The sequence below is a fragment of the Stenotrophomonas sp. BIO128-Bstrain genome (assembly GCF_030128875.1).
Classification (GTDB): domain Bacteria; phylum Pseudomonadota; class Gammaproteobacteria; order Xanthomonadales; family Xanthomonadaceae; genus Stenotrophomonas; species Stenotrophomonas bentonitica_A.
In genome coordinates, this window is the sequence record NZ_CP124620.1 from 23,577 (window position 1) to 45,551 (window position 21,975).

18 protein-coding genes are annotated in these 21,975 nt (G+C 67.4%); 12 read left to right on the forward strand and 6 right to left on the reverse strand.

The genetic code is table 11. The features are described from left to right. Positions 1 to 20: 20 nt before the first annotated feature. Positions 21 to 1,061, reverse strand: coding sequence for an oxidoreductase (locus POS15_RS00110; protein WP_284128767.1), 1,041 nt, complete (start codon positions 1,059 to 1,061; stop codon positions 21 to 23). Between the two features lie 170 nt (positions 1,062 to 1,231). Here POS15_RS00110 and POS15_RS00115 point away from each other — a divergent pair, with 170 nt between their 5' ends. The 4 genes from POS15_RS00115 (at position 1,232) to POS15_RS00130 (ending at position 5,593) form a co-directional block, all read left to right on the forward strand. Next, entirely contained in the window at positions 1,232 to 1,609 is a 378-nt protein-coding gene (locus POS15_RS00115; RefSeq protein WP_019186026.1) for a BON domain-containing protein, read from the forward strand. A 207-nt stretch (positions 1,610 to 1,816) separates the two neighbouring features. Continuing rightward, positions 1,817 to 3,637: an ATP-binding protein gene (locus tag POS15_RS00120; protein ID WP_046274260.1), complete on the forward strand. Its 1,821-nt coding sequence runs from the start codon at positions 1,817 to 1,819 to the stop codon at positions 3,635 to 3,637. After that, complete coding sequence (locus POS15_RS00125) at positions 3,634 to 4,074, forward strand: response regulator (protein WP_019186024.1); 441 nt, start codon at positions 3,634 to 3,636, stop codon at positions 4,072 to 4,074. Before POS15_RS00120 ends, POS15_RS00125 begins: the two co-directional genes overlap by 4 nt. Positions 4,075 to 4,078: 4 nt before the next feature. Next, positions 4,079 to 5,593: an ATP-binding protein gene (locus tag POS15_RS00130; protein ID WP_284128768.1), complete on the forward strand. Its 1,515-nt coding sequence runs from the start codon at positions 4,079 to 4,081 to the stop codon at positions 5,591 to 5,593. Here POS15_RS00130 and POS15_RS00135 read toward each other — a convergent pair whose 3' ends face one another. After that, on the reverse strand, positions 5,594 to 6,328 hold the full coding sequence (locus POS15_RS00135) for a 20S proteasome subunits A/B (protein ID WP_046274261.1): 735 nt from the start codon (positions 6,326 to 6,328) through the stop codon (positions 5,594 to 5,596). It lies immediately after the preceding gene. Between the two features lie 84 nt (positions 6,329 to 6,412). Between POS15_RS00135 and folK the strand changes: the two genes are divergently transcribed. Then, positions 6,413 to 6,904 carry a 2-amino-4-hydroxy-6-hydroxymethyldihydropteridine diphosphokinase gene (gene folK, locus POS15_RS00140; protein WP_046274262.1) on the forward strand — a complete coding sequence of 164 codons (492 nt, stop codon included), beginning with the start codon at positions 6,413 to 6,415 and terminating at the stop codon, positions 6,902 to 6,904. Positions 6,905 to 7,006: 102 nt separating this feature from the next. On the opposite strand, the gene POS15_RS00145 is transcribed toward folK, so the two are convergent. Then, positions 7,007 to 7,744: a pteridine reductase gene (locus POS15_RS00145; RefSeq protein WP_019186020.1), complete on the reverse strand. Its 738-nt coding sequence runs from the start codon at positions 7,742 to 7,744 to the stop codon at positions 7,007 to 7,009. A gap of 56 nt (positions 7,745 to 7,800) precedes the next feature. On the opposite strand from POS15_RS00145, the gene POS15_RS00150 reads away from it, so the two are divergent. Together POS15_RS00150 and POS15_RS00155 are read left to right on the forward strand one after the other, a co-directional pair. After that, a complete protein-coding gene (locus POS15_RS00150; protein WP_046274279.1) occupies positions 7,801 to 8,985 on the forward strand; it encodes a class I SAM-dependent methyltransferase in 1,185 nt (394 codons plus the stop codon). Between the two features lies 1 nt (position 8,986). Next, positions 8,987 to 9,376: a VanZ family protein gene (locus POS15_RS00155; RefSeq protein WP_284128769.1), complete on the forward strand. Its 390-nt coding sequence runs from the start codon at positions 8,987 to 8,989 to the stop codon at positions 9,374 to 9,376. A gap of 154 nt (positions 9,377 to 9,530) precedes the next feature. On the opposite strand, the gene POS15_RS00160 is transcribed toward POS15_RS00155, so the two are convergent. From POS15_RS00160 to POS15_RS00170, 3 genes are all read right to left on the reverse strand, one after another. After that, positions 9,531 to 11,867: a family 20 glycosylhydrolase gene (locus tag POS15_RS00160; protein ID WP_284128770.1), complete on the reverse strand. Its 2,337-nt coding sequence runs from the start codon at positions 11,865 to 11,867 to the stop codon at positions 9,531 to 9,533. A 92-nt stretch (positions 11,868 to 11,959) separates the two neighbouring features. Further along, positions 11,960 to 14,665 (reverse strand): TonB-dependent receptor, encoded by a 2,706-nt coding sequence (locus POS15_RS00165; protein WP_019186016.1) that lies wholly within the window; start codon positions 14,663 to 14,665, stop codon positions 11,960 to 11,962. A gap of 155 nt (positions 14,666 to 14,820) precedes the next feature. Then, complete coding sequence (locus tag POS15_RS00170; RefSeq protein WP_019186015.1) at positions 14,821 to 15,792, reverse strand: glucokinase family protein; 972 nt, start codon at positions 15,790 to 15,792, stop codon at positions 14,821 to 14,823. A 414-nt stretch (positions 15,793 to 16,206) separates the two neighbouring features. On the opposite strand from POS15_RS00170, the gene POS15_RS00175 reads away from it, so the two are divergent. Genes POS15_RS00175 through POS15_RS00195 form a run of 5 tightly spaced genes read left to right on the forward strand, consistent with a single transcriptional unit; the run spans position 16,207 to position 21,856 of the window. Then, on the forward strand, positions 16,207 to 17,499 hold the full coding sequence (locus POS15_RS00175; protein ID WP_019186014.1) for a sugar MFS transporter: 1,293 nt from the start codon (positions 16,207 to 16,209) through the stop codon (positions 17,497 to 17,499). Positions 17,500 to 17,541: 42 nt separating this feature from the next. Continuing rightward, a complete protein-coding gene (locus POS15_RS00180) occupies positions 17,542 to 18,609 on the forward strand; it encodes a LacI family DNA-binding transcriptional regulator (RefSeq protein WP_019186013.1) in 1,068 nt (355 codons plus the stop codon). A gap of 6 nt (positions 18,610 to 18,615) precedes the next feature. After that, on the forward strand, positions 18,616 to 19,644 hold the full coding sequence (locus tag POS15_RS00185; protein ID WP_046274268.1) for an SIS domain-containing protein: 1,029 nt from the start codon (positions 18,616 to 18,618) through the stop codon (positions 19,642 to 19,644). Then, positions 19,644 to 20,792, forward strand: a complete 1,149-nt coding sequence (gene nagA, locus POS15_RS00190) for an N-acetylglucosamine-6-phosphate deacetylase (RefSeq protein WP_284128771.1) — start codon at positions 19,644 to 19,646, stop codon at positions 20,790 to 20,792. Before POS15_RS00185 ends, nagA begins: the two co-directional genes overlap by 1 nt. Beyond that, positions 20,789 to 21,856, forward strand: coding sequence for a heparan-alpha-glucosaminide N-acetyltransferase domain-containing protein (locus POS15_RS00195; protein WP_284128772.1), 1,068 nt, complete (start codon positions 20,789 to 20,791; stop codon positions 21,854 to 21,856). Before nagA ends, POS15_RS00195 begins: the two co-directional genes overlap by 4 nt. Positions 21,857 to 21,975 lie beyond the last annotated feature (119 nt).

The following is a 21,975-nucleotide window of genomic DNA, read 5'->3' on the forward strand; positions in this document are numbered from 1 at the left end:
GAGTGAGCCAGGGCGTTGCCTCAGAGCGTGATCCGCCGCCCGCTGCGCGCACTTTCCGCACCGGCCTCCAGCAGGCGCATCAGCTGCAGCGCCTGCGCGGTGCTGACCGGTGCCTCAGCCACGCCCAGCATCGCATCGCGGAACTGCGCATAGAACGCACGGTAATCACCGGGCACGTTGTCCACGGTGCTGCGCTGGGTGTGACCCTCGGCGTCGATCCGCACCAGGTGCCCGTGCTGCGGGTCCAGGCCCCAGCCCGGCGCACCCGGTGCGATACCGCGGCGCAGCTGGTCTTCCTGCACGTCCAGCCCGTCTTTGAGATAGCTGCCGGCATCGCCATGCACGATGAAGCGCGGGCCGGAGGCGGCCACCAGCGAGCCGGCGTGCAGGATCGCGCGGTGCCGCGGGTAGTGCAGCACCGCGTGGAAATAGTCGTTGCCCAGCGCGTGCTCACGCTGCGCCATCAGGTCCACGCTGATCGCGCCGGGCCAGCCAAACAACTGCAGCATCTGATCCAGCAGATGGGGGCCCAGATCCATCCACAGGCCGCTGCCGGGCGCATCGCTTTCGCGCCAGCGCTCGCGCACCTGCGGGCGGAAGCGGTCGAAGTGGGAATGGCATTCGGCGACGCGACCGATCCGGCCCTCGTCGATCACCTGCTTGAGGGTGAGGAAGTCGGCGTCATGGCGGCGGTTCTGGAAGACGGTGACCACGCGTTCGGCCGCCTGCGCGGCCTGCACCACCGATTCGGCCTCCGCAACGGACAGCGCGAACGGCTTGTCGACCAGTACATGCTTACCCGCCGCGAGTGCAGCGCGCGCCAGAGGGGCATGCGCATCGTTCGGCGTGGCGATCACCACCGCATCCACCGCCGGGTCGTCGAACAGCTGCTGCGGGTCCGCGCAGATGCGCACATCGGTGAAGCTGCGCAGCAACCGGTCGCGCTGCGAGCTGACGATGCTGTGCAACGCCAGGCCGGGCGTGTGCAGGATCAACGGCGCATGGAAGACGCTGCCGGCCAAGCCATAACCGATCAATCCCACCTGCAGTACGGCGGCCATGGTGCGCTCCAACATAACGGGGCAGGACAGCGTAACGGCTGGGCGCGCGCGGCGGAAATCTGAACGGTTTGGCCGCAAGCTGAGTGGTTCACGGCAGCGTTATGCGGCGCCCACGTCCCGTCCACGGCCCGGCACGGACACTGGCTGCACATCCGCAAAGGAATTCGAACATGACCAACACGACCCGTAATCTGCTTGCTGCTTCGCTGGCCCTGGGCATGGTGCTGGGCACCTCGTCCGCCATGGCCAAGGATCCGCCGAAGACCACCGATCATGCCGCGATGACCCACGCCGATACCCACGATTCGGCTGAGCCGGTCACCGACAGCTGGATCACCACCAAGGTCAAGACCGACCTGCTGACCAGCAAAAACGTCCCGGGTACCGAAGTGAAGGTGGAGACCGTCAATGGCGTGGTCACCCTCACCGGCACCGTAGCCAGCCAGGCCGAGCATGACAAGGCCGTCCGTGTGACCCAGCAGATCAAGGGCGTCAAGCGTGTCGACGCCGCTGGCCTGAAGGTCGCCGCGACCGCCGCCAAGCGCTGAGTCCTGCTGCGCCGTTGAACAGAGCGCGCCTTCGGGCGCGCTTTTTTGTGCGCGCTTGCCGGGCCCGCGCACTGTTCAGTCAGGTGAGGGACCGCGTATTCACAAAGGGGTGGAGTATATTCAGCGCTTCGCCATCGCCGTGCGGTGCGCATGCCGGCTGTACGCGCATGGGCAGGACCGGGTGTGGCACCGAGCTGAAGAGGGACTATGGCGCTGGTGTTCAGTGATCAAATCTGGGACCGCTGGCGATTGCCGGCACTGGCCCTGGCGGCGGTAGCCATCATCGTGGTGCCGTGGCTCACCCTGCGCAAGCTGGCCGATGACAACATCGATGCGATGAACTGGGTCACCCACACCCAGGATGTCGGCGTGGCCGTATACCAACTGCAGGCCGACGTGCGCGATGTCGAATCGGCCGCGTTGACCATGTCCAAGGGCATCGATGCGCCTGGCCTGCGCGAACGCCTGGCCCAGGCCGACGATATCCCCGGGCGGCTGGCCCGGCTGGCCGAGCTGACCCGTGACAATCCCGATCAGCTGATCCGCATCGGTCGCATCCAGTCCATGCTCGAACGCCGCATGGAGCTGGCCAAGCAGTTGGCCCGCTCGGCGCCCGATGCCGACCAGCGGCAGTTGGTGGCCGACCTGACCACCCGCTACCCCATCCGCAACCTGGTCGAAGAACTGCAGGCCACCGAAGAGCAGCTGCTCGCCAAGCGCTCGGCGCTGTTCGCGGCCCAGCAGCGCCAGGGCGAGTTCATTTCATGGTCGGCGCTGGTGGTGCAGCTGCTGCTGCTCGGCCTGGTGCTGTGGCTGCTGCAACGCCAGATCCGCCATCGTCTCAGCGCCGAACGCGCCTCGCTGCGCGCGGCCGGACGTGCCGCGTCGGTGCTGCACACGGTGCGCGAGCCGATCGTGCTGCTGGACCGCAGCTTGCGCGTGCAGATGCACAATCCCGCGTTCGCCGAACTGTACGGGCTGGACGAGGAAACCTCGGCCGAAGGGCTGCCGCTGGACAGCATCGGCGACGGGGCCTGGGCCGATGCAGTGGTCCGCCAGCGGCTGACCGACGTGCTGCTGCGCGGCCGCGAGCTGTGGGATTACGAACACGAACAGCGCACCGCCGATGACGTGGTGCGGATCATGCTGATCAACGCGCGGCGCATGCCGCTGCCGGACAAGGATGATGAAGTGGTGCTGATGACGGTCAGCGATGTCACCGTGCAGCGCGCCGTACAGCTGCGGGTGGAGGAACTGAACCGCCAGCTGGAAGGCAAGGTCGAGCAGGTCTCGGAGGTGAATCGCGAACTGGAGGCGTTCAGCTACTCGGTCTCGCACGATCTGCGCGCGCCGTTGCGCCACGTGGCCGGTTTCTCCGACAAGCTCACCCGCCACCTGGGCGAAGAGGCCGACGAGAAGTCCCTGCATTACCTGGGCGTGATTTCCAATTCCGCCCGGCGAATGGCCGCGCTGATCGACGATCTGCTGGTCTATTCGCGCCTGGGCCGGGCGGCGATGCGGCTGCAGGCGGTGGACATGCAGTCGCTGGTCGCCGATACCCGCGCCATGCTCGATGCCAACCAGCAGAGCGAGGCCGAGAGCACCGGCGTGCCGCACCATGTCGACTGGAAGATCGCGCCGCTGCCGATCATCGTTTCCGATGAAAACATGATGCGCCAGGTCTGGCTGAATCTGCTCGGCAACGCGATCAAGTATTCTTCCAACCGCGAGCCGGCCCGGATCGAGGTCGACTACAAGCTGCAGCCTGACGGCAGCCATCTGTTCACGGTGCGCGACAACGGCGCCGGGTTCGACATGGCCTATGCCGGCAAGCTGTTCGGGGTGTTCCAGCGGCTGCACAAGGCCAGCGACTACCCGGGTACGGGCATCGGCCTGGCCAGTGTCCGCCGGGTGCTGACCCGCCACGGCGGCCGCATCTGGGCCGAATCGGCGGTCGATCAAGGCGCCACGTTCCACTTCGTTCTTCCACCCGCGCTCGACGCAATCAACAAGGGCTCCGCCGCATGACCGCTCTCCGTACCATCCTCCTTGCCGAGGACAGCCCCGCCGACGCCGAGATGGCCATCGACGCCTTGAAGGAGGCCCGCCTGGCCAACCCGATCGTGCACGTCGAAGACGGCGTGGAAGCGATGGACTACCTGCTGCGCCGTGGCGCCTTCGCCAACCGCGACGAAGGCCTGCCGGCGGTGCTGCTGCTGGACATCAAGATGCCGCGCATGGACGGCCTGGAAGTGCTCAAGGAAATCCGCAACACCGAGGAGCTCAAGCGGCTGCCGGTGGTGATCCTGTCCTCCTCGCGCGAAGAAAGCGATCTGGCGCGCAGCTGGGACATGGGCGTGAACGCGTACGTGGTCAAGCCGGTGGACGTGGACCAGTTCTTCGGCGCCGTGCAGACCCTGGGCAAGTTCTGGGGCCTGATCAACCAGGCACCGGAGATCGAGTAAGCCCATGCCGCTGACCGGCCCTGCGTTGGGTGCCCTGCGGATCCTGCTGATCGAGGATTCGCCGGAAGACGCCGAACTGATGTGCGAACAGATGCTCGACGCTGGCCTGGAAGCCAGCTTCGAGCGGGTGGAGAGCGCGCAGGAACTGCGTGAGGCGCTCGAGCGCGCCGCGCCGGACATCGTGCTCTCCGACCTGAGCATGCCCGGCTTCTCCGGCAACGAGGCGCTGCAGATCGTGCGCGCTGCCTTGCCCGAGGTGCCCTTCATCTTCGTGTCCGGCACGATGGGTGAGGAAAACGCCGTGGCGGCCCTGCACCAGGGCGCCAACGACTACATCATCAAGCACCAGCCGGCGCGCCTGCCCTCGGCGGTGGCCCGTGCGGTGCGCGAAGCGCGCAGCGCGATCGACCGCCAGCGCGTGGAAGCCGAGCTGATGCGTGCCCAGCGGCTGGAAAGCCTGTCGCTGCTGGCGGCCGGGCTCAGCCACGACCTGCGCAACATCCTGCAGCCGCTGCTGATCATGCCCGACCTGATGAAGGCGCGGACCGAAGACCCGCAGCTGCACCACCTGGCCGACATCATCGCCGAGTGCGGCCGGCGTGGTCATGAGATGGCCGAGTCGATGCTGTCCTTCGTGCGCGGGTCGCGCAAGCCCAGCGAACATATCTGCCTGGTCCACCTGTTCGAAGGCGTGGAGCTGCTCCTGCGCAGCAACCTGCCGGCCAAGGTCACCCTGCACCTGGAGGTGGCCGACGGCCTGGCGGTGGATGCCAACTACACCGAGTTGCAGCAGGTACTGCTCAACCTGTCCCTGAATGCCATCCAGGCCATGCCCAATGGCGGCCGTCTGACCCTGCGTGCCGCCCCTGCGGCCGATACCCATGGCGACGACTGGCTGCGCATCTCGGTGACCGACGAGGGCATCGGCATGGACGCGGACACGCTCTCGCACCTGTTCAATCCCTTCTTCACCACCAAGGCGACCGGCACCGGCCTGGGCCTGATCTCGTGCAAGCGCATCATCGAGGGCGCGCACGGCAGCATCCACGTCGACAGCCAGCCCGGTGTGGGCACGCGCTTCGATCTGCTGCTGCCGATGCGCGAGATCACCGACACCGCCGACGCCCTGGATGGGCCGATCGCCGCCGGTGCCGGCCAGTCGATCCTGGTCGTGGATGGTGAGGCGACGCGCCTGTCGCTGCTGGGCAACGCGCTCTCCAGCCAGGGTTACCACCTGCAGCTGGCCTCCGATGGCGCGGCCGCGCTGCGCTGGATGCAGCAGGAAAGCATGCCCGCGCTGGTGATCGCCGATGCCGGCTCCAAGCTGCTCTCGGCCAGCCACCTGCTGGGCGAGATGGCCACGCTGGGCTATCGCGGCCCGGCGCTGGTGCTGGAGGAAGCCGATGTGACCGTGCCGCTGGCGGTGTTCCCGCCCGGCATCAACGTGCACGTACTGCGCAAGCCGCTGGAAATGCAGCAGGTATTCCGTTCAGTGGCCGAGGCGCTGGAAACCGCCTGATCAGCCTTCCCACGGAAAGCGTGGGAGGCTGGCCACGGCCTGTTCGAGTTTGTACGACCAGTTGCCGTGGATCTCGGCATACAGCGGGCTGTCGCCGGCGAGGCGCATGCGCTGGGTGATGCGCAGGTCATCCTTGCGGATCAGCACCAGATCCACCGGCAGGCCCACCGAGAGATTGGACCGGATCGTGGAGTCCAGCGAGACGATGGCGGTGCGCGCGGCATCTTCCAGGCGGGTCTGAGGGCGCAGGATCCTGTCCAGGATCGGCTTGCCGTACTTGGATTCGCCGATCTGCAGGAACGGGGTTTCCGGCGAGGCCGCGATGGCATTGCCGAGTGGATAGATCATGTACAGCCCGGGGTGCTCGCCGCCGATCTGGCCACCAAGGATCAGCGTCGCCTGGGTCACGATGCCGTCCTGGCCCGCCTCATGCGTGCTGGATTTGACCTGGCTGTCGAGCAGGACCCTGCCTACGTACTCGGCCACTTCGAACAGATGGCGGTAGGCGCGCAGGTTTTCCGGCCGCTGCTCTTCCACGTCACGGCGCAGCCGCGAGATCAGCAGCTGGGTGGTCGCCAGGTTGCCGGCGGCCATGATCACGAAGGCCGCCTCCCCGGGGAACTCGAATTCGTGCAGCTTGCGGTGCACGCGCACGTCGTCCAGCGACGCGTTGGTACGGGTATCGGCGGCGAAGACCAAGCCTTCGTCCACCTCGATGCCGACGCAATAGGTCATGTCGGTGTCCTATGATGTGCACCCCGATTCTATGCGCTGGCCCTGTTGGCCCGGTGTGGAATCGCCCCACGTACGCTGAATACCATGACCACTGCGCTCCTGAGCCTGGGCAGTAACCTGCAGCCGCAACAGCACCTTCACGCCGCGGTGGAGGCCCTGCGCGCGCGCTTCGGCACGATCGCGGTCTCGCCGGCCTACCGCACCGCCGCGGTGGGCTTCGATGGCCCGGATTTCCTCAACAATGCGGTGGCGATCGAGACCGACCTGCCATTGCAGACGCTGGATGATTGGCTGCATGCGCTGGAAGACGCCCACGGGCGCGACCGCAGCGGCCCGCGCTTCAGCGACCGCACCCTGGACATCGATGTGGTGTTCTACGGCGACCTGATCGTGGAGGGCCCCGGCCATCTGCGCATTCCGCGCCCCGAACTCAAGCATGCTTTCGTGCTCAAGCCGCTGGCCGATATCGCGCCGGCGTTCCGCGATCCGGTCAGCGGGTTGACCCTGGAGGCGCTGTGGCGTGCCCACCGGCAGTTCGGCGAGCCGTTCGACACGATGGACCTGCTGCCCGCGTAATCATGCACCGGGTAGTGCCGGCCGCTGGCCGGCAATGCGGCCACGTCGGGTTCACGAGGAGCCGGCCAGCGGCCGGCACTACCGGGGCGGTCCAACGGGTGTTCAGGACAACGTCCGCCCGCCATCCACGCGCAGGGTGTGCCCGGTCACGAACGCCGCATCCGTGGCCAGCCAGTACACCGCCTCGGCGATCTCCTCCACGGTGCCGGTGCGGGCCAGCGGGGTACGCGCCAGCAGCGCCTGCTGGGCGAAATCATCCTTGCCCTGTTCCGGCCACAGGATCGCCCCGGGCGCGACCGCGTTGACCCGTACCTTGGGCGCCAGCTCCAGCGCCAGCGAGCGGGTCACCATTTCCAGCGCCGCCTTGGCGGCCGCGTACACCGGGTGGTCGCGCATCGGCTGGGTACCATGCAGATCGGTCAGGTTGACGATGCTGCCCTGCTGGCGGCGCAGGTGCGGCGCGGCGGCCTGGGCCAGCAGCAGCGGGGCACGCGCATTGACCGCGAACAGGTCATCCCACTGGGCGGCGGTGATCTGGCCAAGCAGGGTGGGGTAGAAGTTGGAGGCATTGTTGACCAGCGTGTCCAGCCGGCCGAACTGGGCCACGGTCTGGTCGATCAGATCGGGCAGGGCCTCGGCATCGCGCAGGTCGGCCTGCAGCGCCAGCACGCTGCCCGGGCGCAGCATGTCCATGTCGAAGGCCATCTGCTGCAGCTCGGTGGTGGAGGTGTGGGCGTGCAGCACCACCGACCAGCCACAGGCGTGGAACTGGCGGGCGATGGCCGCGCCGATCCGGCGCGCGCTGCCGGTGATCAGCGCCACGGGCGCGGTATCGGTCATCGGGGGTACTCCCTGCTCAGGCTATGCTGTGCATTGTCACCGCAATCGCCCGCGCCATGCATTCCCCACTGCCCCTCCCCGAATCCGACGCCCTGGCCCACAGCGACGAGCTGGCTGCGGCGCTGCGCGCTGAAATCCTTGCCAACGGCGGCGCGATGCCGTTCTCCCGCTTCATGGAGCTGAGCCTGTACGCGCCCGGTTGGGGCTACTACAGCGCCGGTGCCAGCAAGTTCGGGGCCGCCGGCGATTTCACCACCTCGCCGGAAATCGGCGCGCTGTTCGCCGCCACGCTGGCCAACGCGATCGCCCCGGTGATGCAGCAGCTCGGGCCGCAGGCGCGCTTCATGGAGGTCGGTGGCGGCAGCGGCGCGTTTGCCGAAGTGATGCTCAAGCGCATGCTGGAACTGGACGCGCTGCCCGAGCGCTACGCGATCCTGGAACCCAGCGCGGACCTGCGGCAGCGCCAGCGCGAGCGCCTGGAAAAGGCGCTGATTCCACCGGTGTTCGCCTTGGTGGAATGGCTGAACGGCCCGTTCGATGACGACTGGGACGGCATGGTCTTCGCCAACGAAGTGATCGACGCGCTGCCGACGCCGCGCTTCCTGGCGCGCGACGGCATGGTCTATGAAGAGACCGTCGAACTGGATGCCGACGGCGCCTTCGTGCGTGGCGCGCAGCCGGCCGATGCGATGCTCAGTGCCGCGGTCCGCCACGTCGAGCATTACCGCGAAAAGCCCTTCGCCGACGGCTACCGTTCCGAACTGCTGCCGCAACTGCCGTACTGGATCCAGGCCATTGCCGGCGGCTTGAAGCGCGGCGCGATGCTGTTCGTCGATTACGGCTACCCGCGCAACGAGTATTACCAGGACGACCGCGACGACGGCACCGTGCGCGCGTTCTACCGCCACCACGTGCACAACGACCTGTATCGCTGGCCGGGCCTTCAGGACCTCACCGCCTCGGTGGACTTCACCGCGCTGGCCGAAGCCGGCACGGGCGCCGGTTTCGAGCTGGCCGGTTACTGCACCCAGGCCAGTTTCCTGCTCGGCAACGGGCTGGATGCGCTGTTGGAAAAAGCCGATGCGCGCACCGACGAGATCGGCCGTGTGCGGCTGCGCGACCAGGTGAAAAAGCTGACGTTGCCGACCGGGATGGGCGAGCGCTTCCAGGTCATGGGCTTCCAGCGCGATGTCGATTTCGAACCGGCGTTCGCGCTCGGCGATCTGACCTGGCGCCTGTAACGTGGCCGCCACGAACCTGTTGAAGCCGCTGCGCTGGCCGCGGTTCTGGCTGGCGCTGTGGTGGGGGGCGGTGTTGGGCACGATCGTGGTCTGCCTGATCCCGCCGCCGCCGCTCACGTTGCCGGAGAACAGCGACAAGATCGAACACTTCCTCGCGTACTTCCTGCTGGCCTCGTCGGCAGTGCAGATCTACCAGCGACGCGCGGCCCTGATCTGGGCCGCGGTCGGCCTGGTCGCGCTGGGTATTGGCATCGAATTCGCGCAGGGCGCCTTGACCGTCAACCGCATGGCCGACCCGATGGATGCGCTCGCCAACAGCGTTGGCGTGCTGGCCGGCATGGCGATCGTGTTCACCCCGTTGCGCGACCTGCTGGTACGCCTGCGCGGGTAATGCGGCACCGGTACTGCCGCCCGTACGACGCAGGACGGGTACTGCTGCCCGTACGACGCATGACGGTAGTGCCGGCCGCTGGCCGGCAACCTGGCGAATGCCGGATTCATGAAGTGCCGGCCAGCGGCCGGCACGACCGCCTGCGGCTGCGGCGTCACCGCGGCAGCAAGGTCATCTCATCCAGCACCCACATCGTCGGCCGGGTATCGCCGGTGAAGCGCACGCACAGGTTCTGCGTGCCCTTCAGCGAACGCGGCAATGCAGCCTCCAGGGTGATGAAGCCATCGGCGCCCGGGGCGGCCGGCAGCGTCACGCTGGCCAGCGGCTTGCCATCGCACTGCCCGCCGAGGATGTCCATCTCCCCGTGTGCGCTGCGCTTGGGCGCGAAGCGGCGGTTCGGCTCATCGTGGGCCAGCTGGAAGTAGTACGGAATCCGTCCGGCACGCACGCGCAGCTTGGCGATGCCGTCCACGTCCGCATCCTTCCACAGCCAGCACGGGTTGAAGATGTCCACGTTGAAGATCGCCCGCTCGCCCTCGGCCGGGCCGTCGTCTTCCAGGCGCAGCAGCAGCTGGCCTTCGCCCGGGCACTGCGCGAGCTGCTCGTCGGTGCGCGACAGCAGCGAGGTAGCGGTGATGTCGAAACGGCTGGCCGCCTTGGCCAGTGCCTGGCCATTGAAGAACGTGGCCGCCTGCAGCGCCACCGGCAGCGGCTGCTGCAGCGGGGCGGTGTAGCGCGGTGAGCGGGCGGTGACCGCGCTGCCGTCCACGCTGTAGTGGATGTCGTAGCCGAGGGGGCTGCGCAGGGCCAGCGTCGCGGTGCCGGCGCTACGGTCATCGCGGCTGTCCAGCTCCACCTGGAACGGGGTCTGTGCGTACGCAATGCCCATGGCCTGGTATCGCTGCAGCTGCGCCGGCAGGCGCGCCAGGAAATCGGCGTAGTCGCGTCGTTCGCGCGGCGACCAGCCGGTCTCGGCCACGGCGGCCAGGCGCGGGAACAGGTTGTGCTGCAGGCGGGCGTAGCTGCGGGTGTGCTCGGTGAACATGTTGGCCTGCAGGCCGAGGATGTGGTGCTGCTTGTCCTTGGCCAGTGCATCGGGCACCGGCTCGAAGCCGTACACGCGCGCCAGCGGAATCGTCGCCGGGCGGCCCGGCGGCTCGTTCGGCGAATTGGTCTGCAGGTAATCCATGTACATGTCCGTCACCGGCGACATCACCACGTCATGGCCCTCGCTGGCCGCCTTGAGGCCGCCTTCGGTGCCGCGCCAGGACATCACCGTGGCCTCCGGCGGCAGGCCGCCCTCGAGGATCTCGTCCCAGCCGATCAGCCGCCTGTCGTGCTTTTCCAGGAAGGTCTCCAGGCGTTTGATGATGTGGCTCTGCATTTCCATCTCATCACCGGCGCCCAGCTCGCGCATGCGCGCCTGCACCCGCGCGGAGGCTTCCCACTGGTCCTTGACCGCTTCGTCGCCGCCCACGTGTACGTACTTGGCCGGGAACAGCGCGATGACCTCTTCCAGCACGTTCTCGAGAAACGCGAAGGTGCTGTCTTCGGTGTTGAACAGGTTCGGGAACACGCCCCATTCGCTCAACGGCTTGAGCGGCGTGTCGAGGGTGCCAAGCTCGGGATAGGCCGCGATCGCCGCGGTCGCGTGGCCCGGGACGTCGATCTCCGGAATGACCTGGATGTGGCGCTCAGCCGCATACGCGATCACCTCGCGGATCTGTTCCTGCGTATAGAAGCCGCAGTACGGGCGCTCGGCGCCGGTGACCGGATCGCGGCCGCCATCGCCGGCCGGAATGCGGCAGCTGCCGACGCCGGTCAGTTTCGGGTAGCGCTTGATCTCCATGCGCCAGCCCTGGTCATCGGTGAGATGCCAATGGAAGGTGTTGAGCTTCTGCTCGGCCATCGCATCGAGGACCTGCTTGATCTCATCCAGGCTCTGGAAGTGGCGGGCCGAATCGAGCATCAGGCCGCGCCAGCTGAAACGGGGGGCATCGTCGATGCGCAGCGCCGGGAGTTGCCCCTGGCTGCCACCGGTGAGCAGCTGCGAGAGCGTGGCCGCACCGTAGAACAGCCCGGCTTCGGTTGCGGCCTGCACCGTTGCGCCGCGCGCGTCCGAACGCAGCTGATAGCCTTCGGCGCCGGTCTTGAGCGTGGCGTCGAGTACGAAGCGGATGCCGTCCTTGCCGCGTCCTTCGCTGACCGTCACCGCCGGGCCACCGCTGTTGCGCAGCAGGGTGGCGAACTGGGCGGCAACGCGGCCGGCGGCCTGGCCCTGCGCATGCACCGGGGTGGCCGCGCTCACCGTGTAGCCGGCGCCGTCGAGGCGGTCGACCCTGGCCGGTGCGGGAATCAGCATCAGCGAGCCGGGCAGGGCCTGCGGGCCGTTCGGTGCCTGTGCGTCGGTGGCCTGGGCCAGCGGGGCGAGGGAAAGTGCCAGTGCGAAGGACAGCAGCGACAGCGAGGTACGACGGGTGCGGGTGTGCATCGGGTCATTCCTTTGTAGCGAATCGGGTTCCACCTGCGAAACGGGCCCGGAAATCCGGGCCCGTTCAGGTGTGCAGCGTGTTACCGCGGCGATCAGTACTTGAAGCGGAAGTTCAGATAGTACTGGCGGCCGTTGGAGTAGAACGAGGTCGGAATCAACGCGCTCTGGTAGTACTTGTAGGTCGGGTTGTTGAGGTTCAGGCCATCCAGGCTGATGCTCAGCCAGTCCGTCGCCTTGTAGCTGAGCGACGCCGACAGCGTGCCGAAGTCATCCTGGTAGTACGGGTTGGTACCGGACAGGCTGATCAGGAACGAAGAGCGGCGGGTGTAGCTGACGCGGGCGCCGAAGCGCTCGTTCTCGAAGTAGGCACCCACGTTGTAGGTGTTCTTCGACGTGCCCAGCAGGTTGTTGGTGCCATCGGCCCAGGTGTGGTCGGTCTTGCCGTTGGCGTAGGTGTAGTTGGCATTGACGCCGAAGTACTCGCCGATCGGCTGCTCGTAAGCTACTTCCACGCCGGTGACCTGCCCGTCGGCATTGATCGGGGTGGAGATGTCGTAGGTTTCAAGCTGGTTGGTCAGTTCGCTGAACAGCTGGCGCTGGACCACGTCGAAGGCGATGTAGTCCTTCAGGCGCATATGGTACGCGCCCACCGACACCAGGCCGCGCGGCATGAAGTACCACTCCAGGTTGGCGTCCAGGTTGCTGGACAGGGTCGGCTTCAGGTCGGGGTTGCCGCCACCGCCGGTCTTGTTCAGATCCGAACCCCACGAGGACGCACCCAGTGCCGAGTAGTCCGGCAGCGTCTGGGTCTGCGATGCGGCCACGCGCAGCACGAGGTCGTCGTCCAGGTCGAACTTGATGTTGGCGCTCGGCAGCACGCGGTCGTGCTTGTTCTCGAAGGCCTGGCGCTGCCACATGCCGAACAGGCTGCGCACGTCGGCGCGGGCCGGGTCGCTGACGGCCAGGTAGGTATCGATGTCCTGCTTGATGTTGACGTAGCGCAGGCCGAGGTTGCCGCTCCACCAGTCACCGGCGAAGTTGGCCTGCACGTAACCGGCGAAGTTCTTTTCCTTCACCTTCCACTCGGCGCCGTAGTTGTGGCGGCCGTCGGGACCGTCATTGCCGGCCAGCCAGGTCGAGTTGTTGATGATGGCGTTCTTCAGCGCATCCGGGGTGTAGTACCAGATGTTGCGCGGGAAGGTGCCGCCCACGCCGCTGGCGAAGTTGCCCGGGTACTGCCCGGTGGCGCTGCCGCGCAGCGCCGACCAGATGTCGCCCGGGGAGGCGCCTTCCGGCGACAGGGCCTCACGTTCGTGGTCGGCGAAACGCAGGCCGAAGTCGATCGAGCTCAGCGCGCCACCGTCGCTGAAGTACTGATTGAAATCCACCGACGCCCAGTCTTCCTTGTCTTCGGCCTTGACCAGCTGGTTGCCCCAGGTGCCGAAGCTGGTAACGCCTGCTTCGCTCAGGTCGCCGCCGATGTTCCAGTCGACCGGGGAGCCGGCGCCGTGGCTGGCGTAGGACGCGCCGCCACCCTGGCCGACGGTGACTTCGGCGATGAACTGGCGCGGGGTTTCGCCGGTGCCCTTGGTGGTGCCGGCCTGGAACTTTGCGTTCAGGTTGTCGTTGATCTGCCAGTCCGCGTCGAAGGTGACGTAGCTGCTCTTGGCGGTGGCCTCGCGGTAGATCATGTCGTACACGCCGTAGTTCGTACCGGGAACGCCGGTGTACGTCGCGTTGGTGATCACGCCATCGACCACGGTGTAACCCGGATCGGGGGCCTGGCTCCGGCCGAAGCCGCTGCCGAACATCATGAAGTTGCGGTTGTAGTTGTTCGCTTCCAGTTCGGAGGTGAAGCCGCTCAGGCCCAGGGTCAGCGTGTCGATCGGCTTCCACTGCAGGGTGACCATGCCACCCTTGCGCTTGCGGGTCTGCTCGAACAGGGTCGAACCCAGCAGGCCGGGAATGGACAGGCCTTCCAGGTCCGGGCGCGGCGCCTGCAGGAACTGGCCCGGATTGGCCGGGTCGGGGATGCCGGCCACGACCGGATCGGTGGCCTTGAGTGCGAAGAAGCCGCCGGGGATTTCCTGCGCTTCACGGCGCAGTTCGCGCTCCTGGTAGAAGCCCTGCACCAGCACACCGAACGTGTTGGCGTCATTCTTGTAGTTGAACAGCGCCGAGTACTGCGGATCGGTCGAGTCGGCCTGGTCCGAACGCACGGCGCCCACCGATGCCTCGGCCGTGAACTGCTTGGCGAACTGCAGCGGGGTACGGGTGATGATGTTGACGGTGCCGGTGGTGCCGCCGTCCTGCAGCTTGGCCTGCGAGGACTTGTTCACTTCCACCGAGCTGACCAGCTCGGACGGCAGCAGCGAATAGCTCACGCTGCGGCCGACGTTGTTGCCTTGGCTGAGCACGAACCAGTCCGCCGAGCCAACGCTGTGACCGTTGATGAGGGTCTGGGTCAGGCTCGGGCTGGTGCCACGCAGGCTGACACGGTCGGCTTCATCGAAGCCGCCTTCGTCGGCGCTGGACGAGCTGATGTTCACACCGGGCAGGCGCTGCAGGGTGTCGGCGACGTTGTGTGCGGGCAGCTTGCCCACGTCTTCGGCGGTGACCACTTCCAGGCGCGCATTGGCATCGCGCTTGGTATCCAGCGACTTTTCCATCGAGCCACGGATGCCGGTGACCTGCACGGTGTCCAGATCGGTGGCGGTGGGGGCGGCTTGCTGCGCGTGGGCGCTGAAGGCCAGGCAGCTGACGATGGCTGCGGAAAGCAGGGTCTTGCGGGTGTTCATGATGTCTCTCCTCATCACTCGATGGTCGCCGGCGACGGCGTCGGTTTGCTTGCGTCTGGTACGACTGTGCCGCGCGCCTGTTGTCCGGGTGCGCCTTGGGTGCTACGTACTGCGTGGTGCGGTGTCCGCAGCGCCGATTCCGGCGCCGTGGCAGGTCAGGTTTCCGAGCGGCCGAGGTACCAGCTGGCGGCGCCGATGACGCCCAGCTGCCCGTGCTCGACCACCTTCACGGGAATACGTTCCAGCGCCTCGCGCATCGGCCCCTTGTTGAGGTACCGCTCGACGAAGGTGCTGTTCAACAGGAAGTCGCGGATCTGCGGCAGGATGCCGCCGGCCAGGTAGACACCGCCGGTGACGCCGTACTGCAGCGCCATGTCGCCGATCGTGCTGCCGAGCAGGCCGCAGAACACATCCAGGCTCTGCCGTGCGAGCGGATCCTGGTCGGCCATCGCAGCAGCGGTGATCGCATCCGGGGTGGTCAGCGCGGGGGTCTGGCCGTTCAATGCGCACAGCGCGCGGTACAGGTTCATCAGGCCGGGACCGGACAGCGCCTGCTCGACCGAAACGTGCGAGCGATCGCGCAGCATCTGCCGCACGATCGCCATCTCCAGTTCGGTGGTGGTGGCCAGGGTCGGCTGGCCGGCTTCGGTCGCCAGGACCACGGCGCCGTGGGCGGTCGGGATCCACACGGCCGCGCCGAGGCCGGTACCGGGGCCGACCACCAGGGTCGGGCCGCGCGGTGCGGTGGCCGGGCCGGTCAGCTGCAGCACGCCGCTGGCATCGACCTGCGCGGCGGCGTAGGCCACGGCCTCGAAGTCGTTGACGATATAGACCTGGTCCAGGCCGACATCACGTTCGATCTGACGTGCCGACAGTGGCCAGGGCAGGTTGGCGGTGATCACCGTGCCGTCTTCGCGGGCATAGCCGGCGGTGGCGACCACGCAATGGGACGGACGCGGGCCATCGGCCAGGAAGTCGGACAGGATCGCGCTGAGGCCGGCGTAATCGGCATTGCGGAATTTGCGGTAGTCCAGCAGCTGGACCGGATGGGCCGGATCGGCACTGGCCTGGACCCGGCCAACCCGCACATGCGTGCCACCCACGTCGGCGGCCAGGAACGGTGGCATCGCGGCGGGCGGGGCATGGGCCGGAACAGCGTGGGCGGCTATGGTCACACGGACTCCATCGGTTGGGCGTGGCCAGGGCTGACCCGGCGATTGAGGCGGAGTCTGTAATCGTTCTGACAACGATGTCAACGATAACCTCACACTTTCGATGCTGCGCCGCAACGCGGGTTTGCGCGGGAAAACGTTTTCATCACGCTGCCGTCATGTTTTCGCAAACTGCCGTGAATAGGGCCTTGGCTCCGGTCACGGCCAGCGCTGCCGCCAGATTGCGCAGGTGCAGCAAAAGAAAATGCGCGGTCCCGGCGTGAACCAGTTGTTGACAAACCCGGCGGCGGCAACGAATAAATGTGACAACGTTGTTCCCAGCCACTCTTCCGACGCCGCTCCGGTGCCGTCGATGCAGGAGCCTCCTTGATGTCTGCCGTGCCTGCTGCCTCCGCGCGTTCGAGCGTGCTTACCTCGATCCTGATCATCGGCGTGCTGTTCTTCCTGATCGGCTTCTTCACCTGGCTCAACGGGCCCTTGATCACCTTCGTCAAGCTGGCCTTCGAGCTGGACGAGGTCGGCGCCTTCCTGGTGCTGATGGTCTTCTACCTGTCGTACTTCTTCCTGGCGCTGCCGGCCTCGTGGATCCTCAAGCGCACCGGCATGAAGAAGGGCCTGAGCCTGAGCCTGCTGGTGATGGCGGCCGGCGCGGTGGTGTTCGCCCACTTCGCGCAGCAGCGCTGGTATCCAGGCGCACTCAGCGGCCTGTTCGTCATCGGCAGTGGCCTGGCCCTGCTGCAGACGGCGGTCAATCCGTACATCAGCATCCTTGGCCCGATCGAGACCGCGGCCCGGCGCATCGCGCTGATGGGTATCTGCAACAAGATCGCCGGCATGCTCGCGCCGGTGCTGATCGGTACGCTGGTGCTGCACGGCATCGGCGATCTGGATGCCCAGGTGAAGGTCGCCGACGCAGCGGCCAAGACCGTCCTGCTCAACGACTTCGCCGCCAAGATCCAGCTGCCGTACATGGCCATGGCCGGGCTGCTGGTGGTGCTGGCGGTGGGCGTGCTGTTCTCGCCGCTGCCCGAGTTGAAGACCTCCGAAGCCAACGCCACGCCGGCCCGCGCGCCGGGGGTGGCCGAGCGCACCAGCATCTTCCAGTTCCCGCACCTCTGGCTGGGCGTGCTGTGCCTGTTCGTCTATGTCGGCGTGGAAGTGATGGCCGGCGATGCGATCGGCACTTACGGCCATGGCTTCGACCTGCCGCTGGACCAGACCAAGATGTTCACCTCGATCACCCTGGGCGCGATGCTCATCGGTTATCTGGCCGGCCTGGCCTTGATCCCGCACCTGGTTTCGCAGTCGCGCTACCTGAGCATTTCCGCCGTACTCGGCGTGGTGTTCTGCATCGGCGCGCTGTTCACCCACGGCTACGTGTCGGTGGGCTTCGTGGCGGCCCTGGGCTTTGCCAACGCGATGATGTGGCCGGCCATCTTCCCGCTGGCCATCCGCGGGCTGGGCCGTTTCACCGAGACCGGCTCGGCCCTGCTGGTGATGGCCATCGCCGGTGGCGCGATCATTCCCCAGCTGTTTGCGGTGCTCAAACAGCACTTCGACTTCCAGTGGGTATTCGCCGGCCTGATGGTGCCCTGCTACCTGTACATCCTGTTCTATTCGATGCGCGGCCACCGCGTCGGGCTGTCCCGCGACGGGCAGTGATCGGCGATCATGGACGCTCAACCGGTCAGCCAGGAAAAAACGATGCGCAGAGCGACCATCAAGGATGTCGCCGAACGGGCCAAGGTATCGCTGAAGACGGTCTCACGGGTGATCAACAACGAGCCCTCGGTGATGCAGGCCACCCGCGCCCGGGTGCTGCGCGCGATCGCCGAGCTGGATTACGAGCCCGATCCGGCCGCGCGCAACCTGCGCACCGGCACCACGCTGGTGGTCGGGCTGGTCTACGACAACCCCAACCCGTACCACATCATCGGCGTGCAGAACGGCGTGCTCGCCGCGTGCCGTGAAACCGGGTTCGGGCTGCAGATCCACCCCTGCGACTCCAGCTCGCCGATGCTGGCCGAAGAGCTGGCCGACTGGGTGCAGCGCTCGCGCCTTGCCGGGCTGGTGCTGACCGCGCCGATGTCCGAGCGCAAGGATCTGGTGGCTGCGCTCACCGCGCGCGGAATCAAGCTGGTGCGCATCATCGCCGCCACCGCCGATCCCGAAGATGGTGCCTGCGTGTTCGTTGACGACCGCGAGGCCGCCTATGAAATCACCGAGCACCTGATCCAGCTCGGTCACCAGCGCATCGGTTTCCTCTGGGGCGGCACTTCGCACCGCTCCAGTGGCGAGCGCTATGCCGGCTATGAAGCGGCGCTGCGCGATTACGGCATGACCATCGACAAGCACCTGGTGGTGCAGGGCGATTACACCTTCGATGACGGCTTCCGTGGGGCGCGCCGCCTGCTGGCGCTGCGCGAACCGCCCACCGCCATCTTCGGCTCCAACGATGAAATCGCCGCCGGCGTGCTGGCCGCCGCCAAGTCCACCGGCATGAACGTGCCCTACGACCTGTCCATCGCCGGCTTCGAGGACAGTCCGTTCTCGCGCCAGTCCTGGCCGCCGCTGACCACCGCCAAGCAGGCCACCGAAGACATCGCCCGGCATGCCGCGCGCCTGCTGATCGCGCAGTTGCGCAGCGATGCCTACGACGACGCGCCACTGCAGCTGCAGAACCAGGGCTTCGTGCCGCAGCTGGTGGTGCGCGGCTCCACCGCGCCGATGCGCCCGCAGGGTGCACGGCTTCCCTCTCCTGAAACGACCTGAGTCCCCATGTCCCTGCCTGCTCCCCACGACACCCTGATGTACCGCGAAGCCGCCGAGGCTGCCGATGTGATCGCCGCGCAGTTCGCACGCAACCAGGTGGCCGTGGAGACGCTGGCCGCCAGCCTGCGCGCGGCGCCGCCGCCGTTCGTGGTGACCTGCGCACGTGGCAGCTCCGACCACGCCGCCACCTACGCCAAGTACCTGCTGGAAACGCGCCTCGGGCTGGTGACCGCCTCGGCCTCGCCGTCGGTCGGCTCGGTCTACGAAGCGCCATTGAAGCTGCGCGGCGCGCTGTACATCGTGATTTCGCAGTCGGGCAAGAGCCCGGACCTGCTGCGCAATGCCGAAGCCGCACGTGCGGCCGGCGCGCGCGTGGTGGCACTGGTCAATGTCGAAGATTCGCCGCTGGCGCAGCTGGCCGAGACGGTGATCCCGCTGGGCGCCGGTGCCGAGCGCAGCGTGGCAGCGACCAAGAGCTACCTGGCCTCGCTGTCGGCCATTCTGCAACTGGTCGCGTACTGGACCCAGGACGTGGGCCTTATCGCTTCGCTGCGTGCGCTGCCCGATGCCCTGCGCGAGGCCTGGAACAACGATTGGTCGTCGCTGACCGAGGGCCTGGTGCCGGCCCACAACCTGTTCGTGCTGGGGCGTGGCCTGGGCCTGGCCGCCGCGCAGGAAGCAGCGCTGAAGTTCAAGGAAACCTGCGGCCTGCACGCCGAGGCCTACAGCTCGGCCGAGGTCAAGCACGGGCCGATGGCACTGGTCGGCCCGGGCTTCCCGGTGCTGGCCTTTGCCCAGCCGGATGAAACCGGCGCCGGTACCCGCGCGGTGCTGAGCGAGTTCGCTGCGCGCGATGCACAGGTGTGGCTGGCCGATGTCGGCGGCGATCTGCCGCTGCCGGTCGCCCCGCACCCGGCGTGCGCGCCACTGCTGACCATCCAGAGCTTCTACCGCGCGATCAACGCGCTGGCGCTGCGCCGCGGCCACAACCCCGACCTGCCGCCGCATCTGAACAAGGTGACGGAAACCGTCTGATGAAAACTGTCCTGCGCAACGCGCGCATCCTGGCTGGCGACGACTTCCGCGACGACCTGGCGCTGGTGATCGAGAGTGGCCGGATCACCGCGCTGGTATCCGATGCCGCACCGATGCTCGGCCAGGCCGACGAGCAGGTGGACCTGGGCGGTGGCTGGCTGCTGCCAGGCTTCATCGATGCCCAGGTCAACGGTGGCGGCGGCGTGCTGTTCAACAACAGCCCCGATGTCGCCACGCTGCGCACGCTGGCCCAGGCGCACCGCCGTTTCGGCACCACCGGCCTGCTGCCGACCCTGATCAGCGACGATGTGCAGGTGATGCGTGCGGCGATCGCTGCGACCCGCCAGGCCATCAGCGAAGGCGTACCGGGCGTGCTCGGTATCCATCTGGAAGGCCCGTACATCGCGCCGGCCCGCAAGGGCACGCACGATGCGAACAAGTTCCGCGTGCCCGATGCTGCGGAGATCGCGCTGGCCGCCTCGCTGGACAATGGCGTCACCCTGGTGACGCTGGCACCCGAGCGCGTGCCGCTGGAGAGCATTCGCGCGCTGGTCGAGCGTGGCGTGGTCGTGGCGGCCGGCCACACCGCGGCCAGTTACGAAGAAGCGCGTGCGGGCCTGGAGGCCGGCATCCGTGGGTTCACCCATCTGTACAACGCGATGTCACCGCTGACCGGTCGCGAGCCGGGCGCGGTGGGTGCTGCACTGGAAGATCGCGACAGCTGGGTCGGCATCATCGCCGACGGCGTGCACGTGCACCCGGCCAGCCTGCGCGTGGCGCTGGCGACCAAGCCCCGCGGCAAGGTCATGCTGGTCACCGATGCGATGCCGCCGGTGGGTGCGGAAGACCCCAGCTACGAACTGTATGGCGAGGTCATCACCGCCATCGACGGCGTGGTGCGCAATGCGGCCGGCTCGCTGGCCGGCTCGGCGCTGGACATGGCCACGGCGGTGCGCAACAGCGTGCAGCTGCTGGGCGTGTCGCTGGCGGAAGCCGCGCGCATGGCCTCGACCTATCCGGCGCAGTTCCTGAATCTGGATGACCGTTACGGACACATCGCCGAAGGTCATCACGCCGATCTGGTCCTGCTCGATGATGCCCTGCAGGTGCGCAGCACCTGGATCGCCGGGCAGCGCGAAGACACATGAGTGCCGCGCCGCCGGGACGGATGGGCTCGATCGACGCGCTGCGCGGCCTGACCGTCGCAGCGATGCTGCTGGTCAACAACCCGGGCGACTGGAGTCATGTCTACGCGCCGCTGCTGCATGCGCAGTGGCATGGCTTCACCCCGACCGACCTGATCTTCCCGTTGTTCCTGTTCATCGCCGGCGTCTCGATGGCCTTCAGCCTGGCGCCACGCGCGACCAACCCGGCCGCGCGCCCGGCGCTGGTGCGTGGCGTGCTGCAGCGCGCGCTGCGCATCCTGATCGCCGGGGCGTTGCTGCACCTGCTGGCGTGGTGGCTGTTCGAACTGCCGGCGTATCGCCTGTGGGGTGTGCTGCAGCGGATCGCCCTGTGCGTGGCCGTGGTCGGTGTGCTGGCCATCGGCACCCGCGCACGCACGCAGTGGATGGTGCTGCTGGGCGTGTTGGCGGGCTATGCACTGGTCCTGCTGGGAGCCGAGTCGCTGGCCCCGTGGCAGAACCCGGCCAGTCGCCTGGATACCGTGCTGTTCGCACCGTTCCTGTACCGGTACGACGCGCTGACCGGCCTGGGCCATGATCCCGAAGGCCTGCTCAGCAGCGCAGGGGCGATCGCCACCACCTTGCTGGGGTTGATCGCGGGGGGCTGGCTGCGCGCCGGCAGGCTGCGCGCGTTGGGCGGCCTGGCGCTGGCCTGCCTGGTGCTGGGCCTGCTCTGCACCCCGTTGCTGCCGTTGAACAAGCAGTTGTGGACCCCCAGCTTCGTGCTGTGGAGCGGTGGGCTGTCGGTGGCGGCACTGCTGCTGGCGCATCAACTGGTCGATCGTGCCGGCCTGCCGGCACTGGGCCGGCGCTTCGGTGTCAACGCCATCGCCGCCTACGTCGGGTCCTCGGTGATGGCCCTGCTGCTGATCGCCAGCGGGGCATGGGCGTGGTTGTACCAGGGCATTTCGGCGCTGCTGCCGGCCACACCCGCGCTGGCCTCGCTGCTGTGCGCGCTGTTGTTCGTGACGGTGTGGTGGTTCGTGGTGTGGGCATTGGACAGCCGCCGCATCTACCTGAAAATCTAGCGCCGACGCTCACCTTTTACCCGGCCATCACGTTGCAGCAGTAAGAGTACGGTCGCCGGTCTGCGTTGAAGCACTGGGGCCGTTGCCTTACTCCCCTCTTGTTGAACAGGGAAGGTGTA

Coding starts and splice junctions, on each gene's coding strand:
- POS15_RS00110 (WP_284128767.1), bottom strand. CDS start 1,061: ATGGCCGCCGTACTGCAGGTGGGATTGATCGGTTATGGCTTGGCCGGC.
- POS15_RS00115 (WP_019186026.1), top strand. CDS start 1,232: ATGACCAACACGACCCGTAATCTGCTTGCTGCTTCGCTGGCCCTGGGC.
- POS15_RS00120 (WP_046274260.1), top strand. CDS start 1,817: ATGGCGCTGGTGTTCAGTGATCAAATCTGGGACCGCTGGCGATTGCCG.
- POS15_RS00125 (WP_019186024.1), top strand. CDS start 3,634: ATGACCGCTCTCCGTACCATCCTCCTTGCCGAGGACAGCCCCGCCGAC.
- POS15_RS00130 (WP_284128768.1), top strand. CDS start 4,079: ATGCCGCTGACCGGCCCTGCGTTGGGTGCCCTGCGGATCCTGCTGATC.
- POS15_RS00135 (WP_046274261.1), bottom strand. CDS start 6,328: ATGACCTATTGCGTCGGCATCGAGGTGGACGAAGGCTTGGTCTTCGCC.
- folK (WP_046274262.1), top strand. CDS start 6,413: ATGACCACTGCGCTCCTGAGCCTGGGCAGTAACCTGCAGCCGCAACAG.
- POS15_RS00145 (WP_019186020.1), bottom strand. CDS start 7,744: ATGACCGATACCGCGCCCGTGGCGCTGATCACCGGCAGCGCGCGCCGG.
- POS15_RS00150 (WP_046274279.1), top strand. CDS start 7,801: ATGCATTCCCCACTGCCCCTCCCCGAATCCGACGCCCTGGCCCACAGC.
- POS15_RS00160 (WP_284128770.1), bottom strand. CDS start 11,867: ATGCACACCCGCACCCGTCGTACCTCGCTGTCGCTGCTGTCCTTCGCA.
- POS15_RS00165 (WP_019186016.1), bottom strand. CDS start 14,665: ATGAACACCCGCAAGACCCTGCTTTCCGCAGCCATCGTCAGCTGCCTG.
- POS15_RS00170 (WP_019186015.1), bottom strand. CDS start 15,792: ATGCCACCGTTCCTGGCCGCCGACGTGGGTGGCACGCATGTGCGGGTT.
- POS15_RS00175 (WP_019186014.1), top strand. CDS start 16,207: ATGTCTGCCGTGCCTGCTGCCTCCGCGCGTTCGAGCGTGCTTACCTCG.
- POS15_RS00180 (WP_019186013.1), top strand. CDS start 17,542: ATGCGCAGAGCGACCATCAAGGATGTCGCCGAACGGGCCAAGGTATCG.
- POS15_RS00185 (WP_046274268.1), top strand. CDS start 18,616: ATGTCCCTGCCTGCTCCCCACGACACCCTGATGTACCGCGAAGCCGCC.
- nagA (WP_284128771.1), top strand. CDS start 19,644: ATGAAAACTGTCCTGCGCAACGCGCGCATCCTGGCTGGCGACGACTTC.
- POS15_RS00195 (WP_284128772.1), top strand. CDS start 20,789: ATGAGTGCCGCGCCGCCGGGACGGATGGGCTCGATCGACGCGCTGCGC.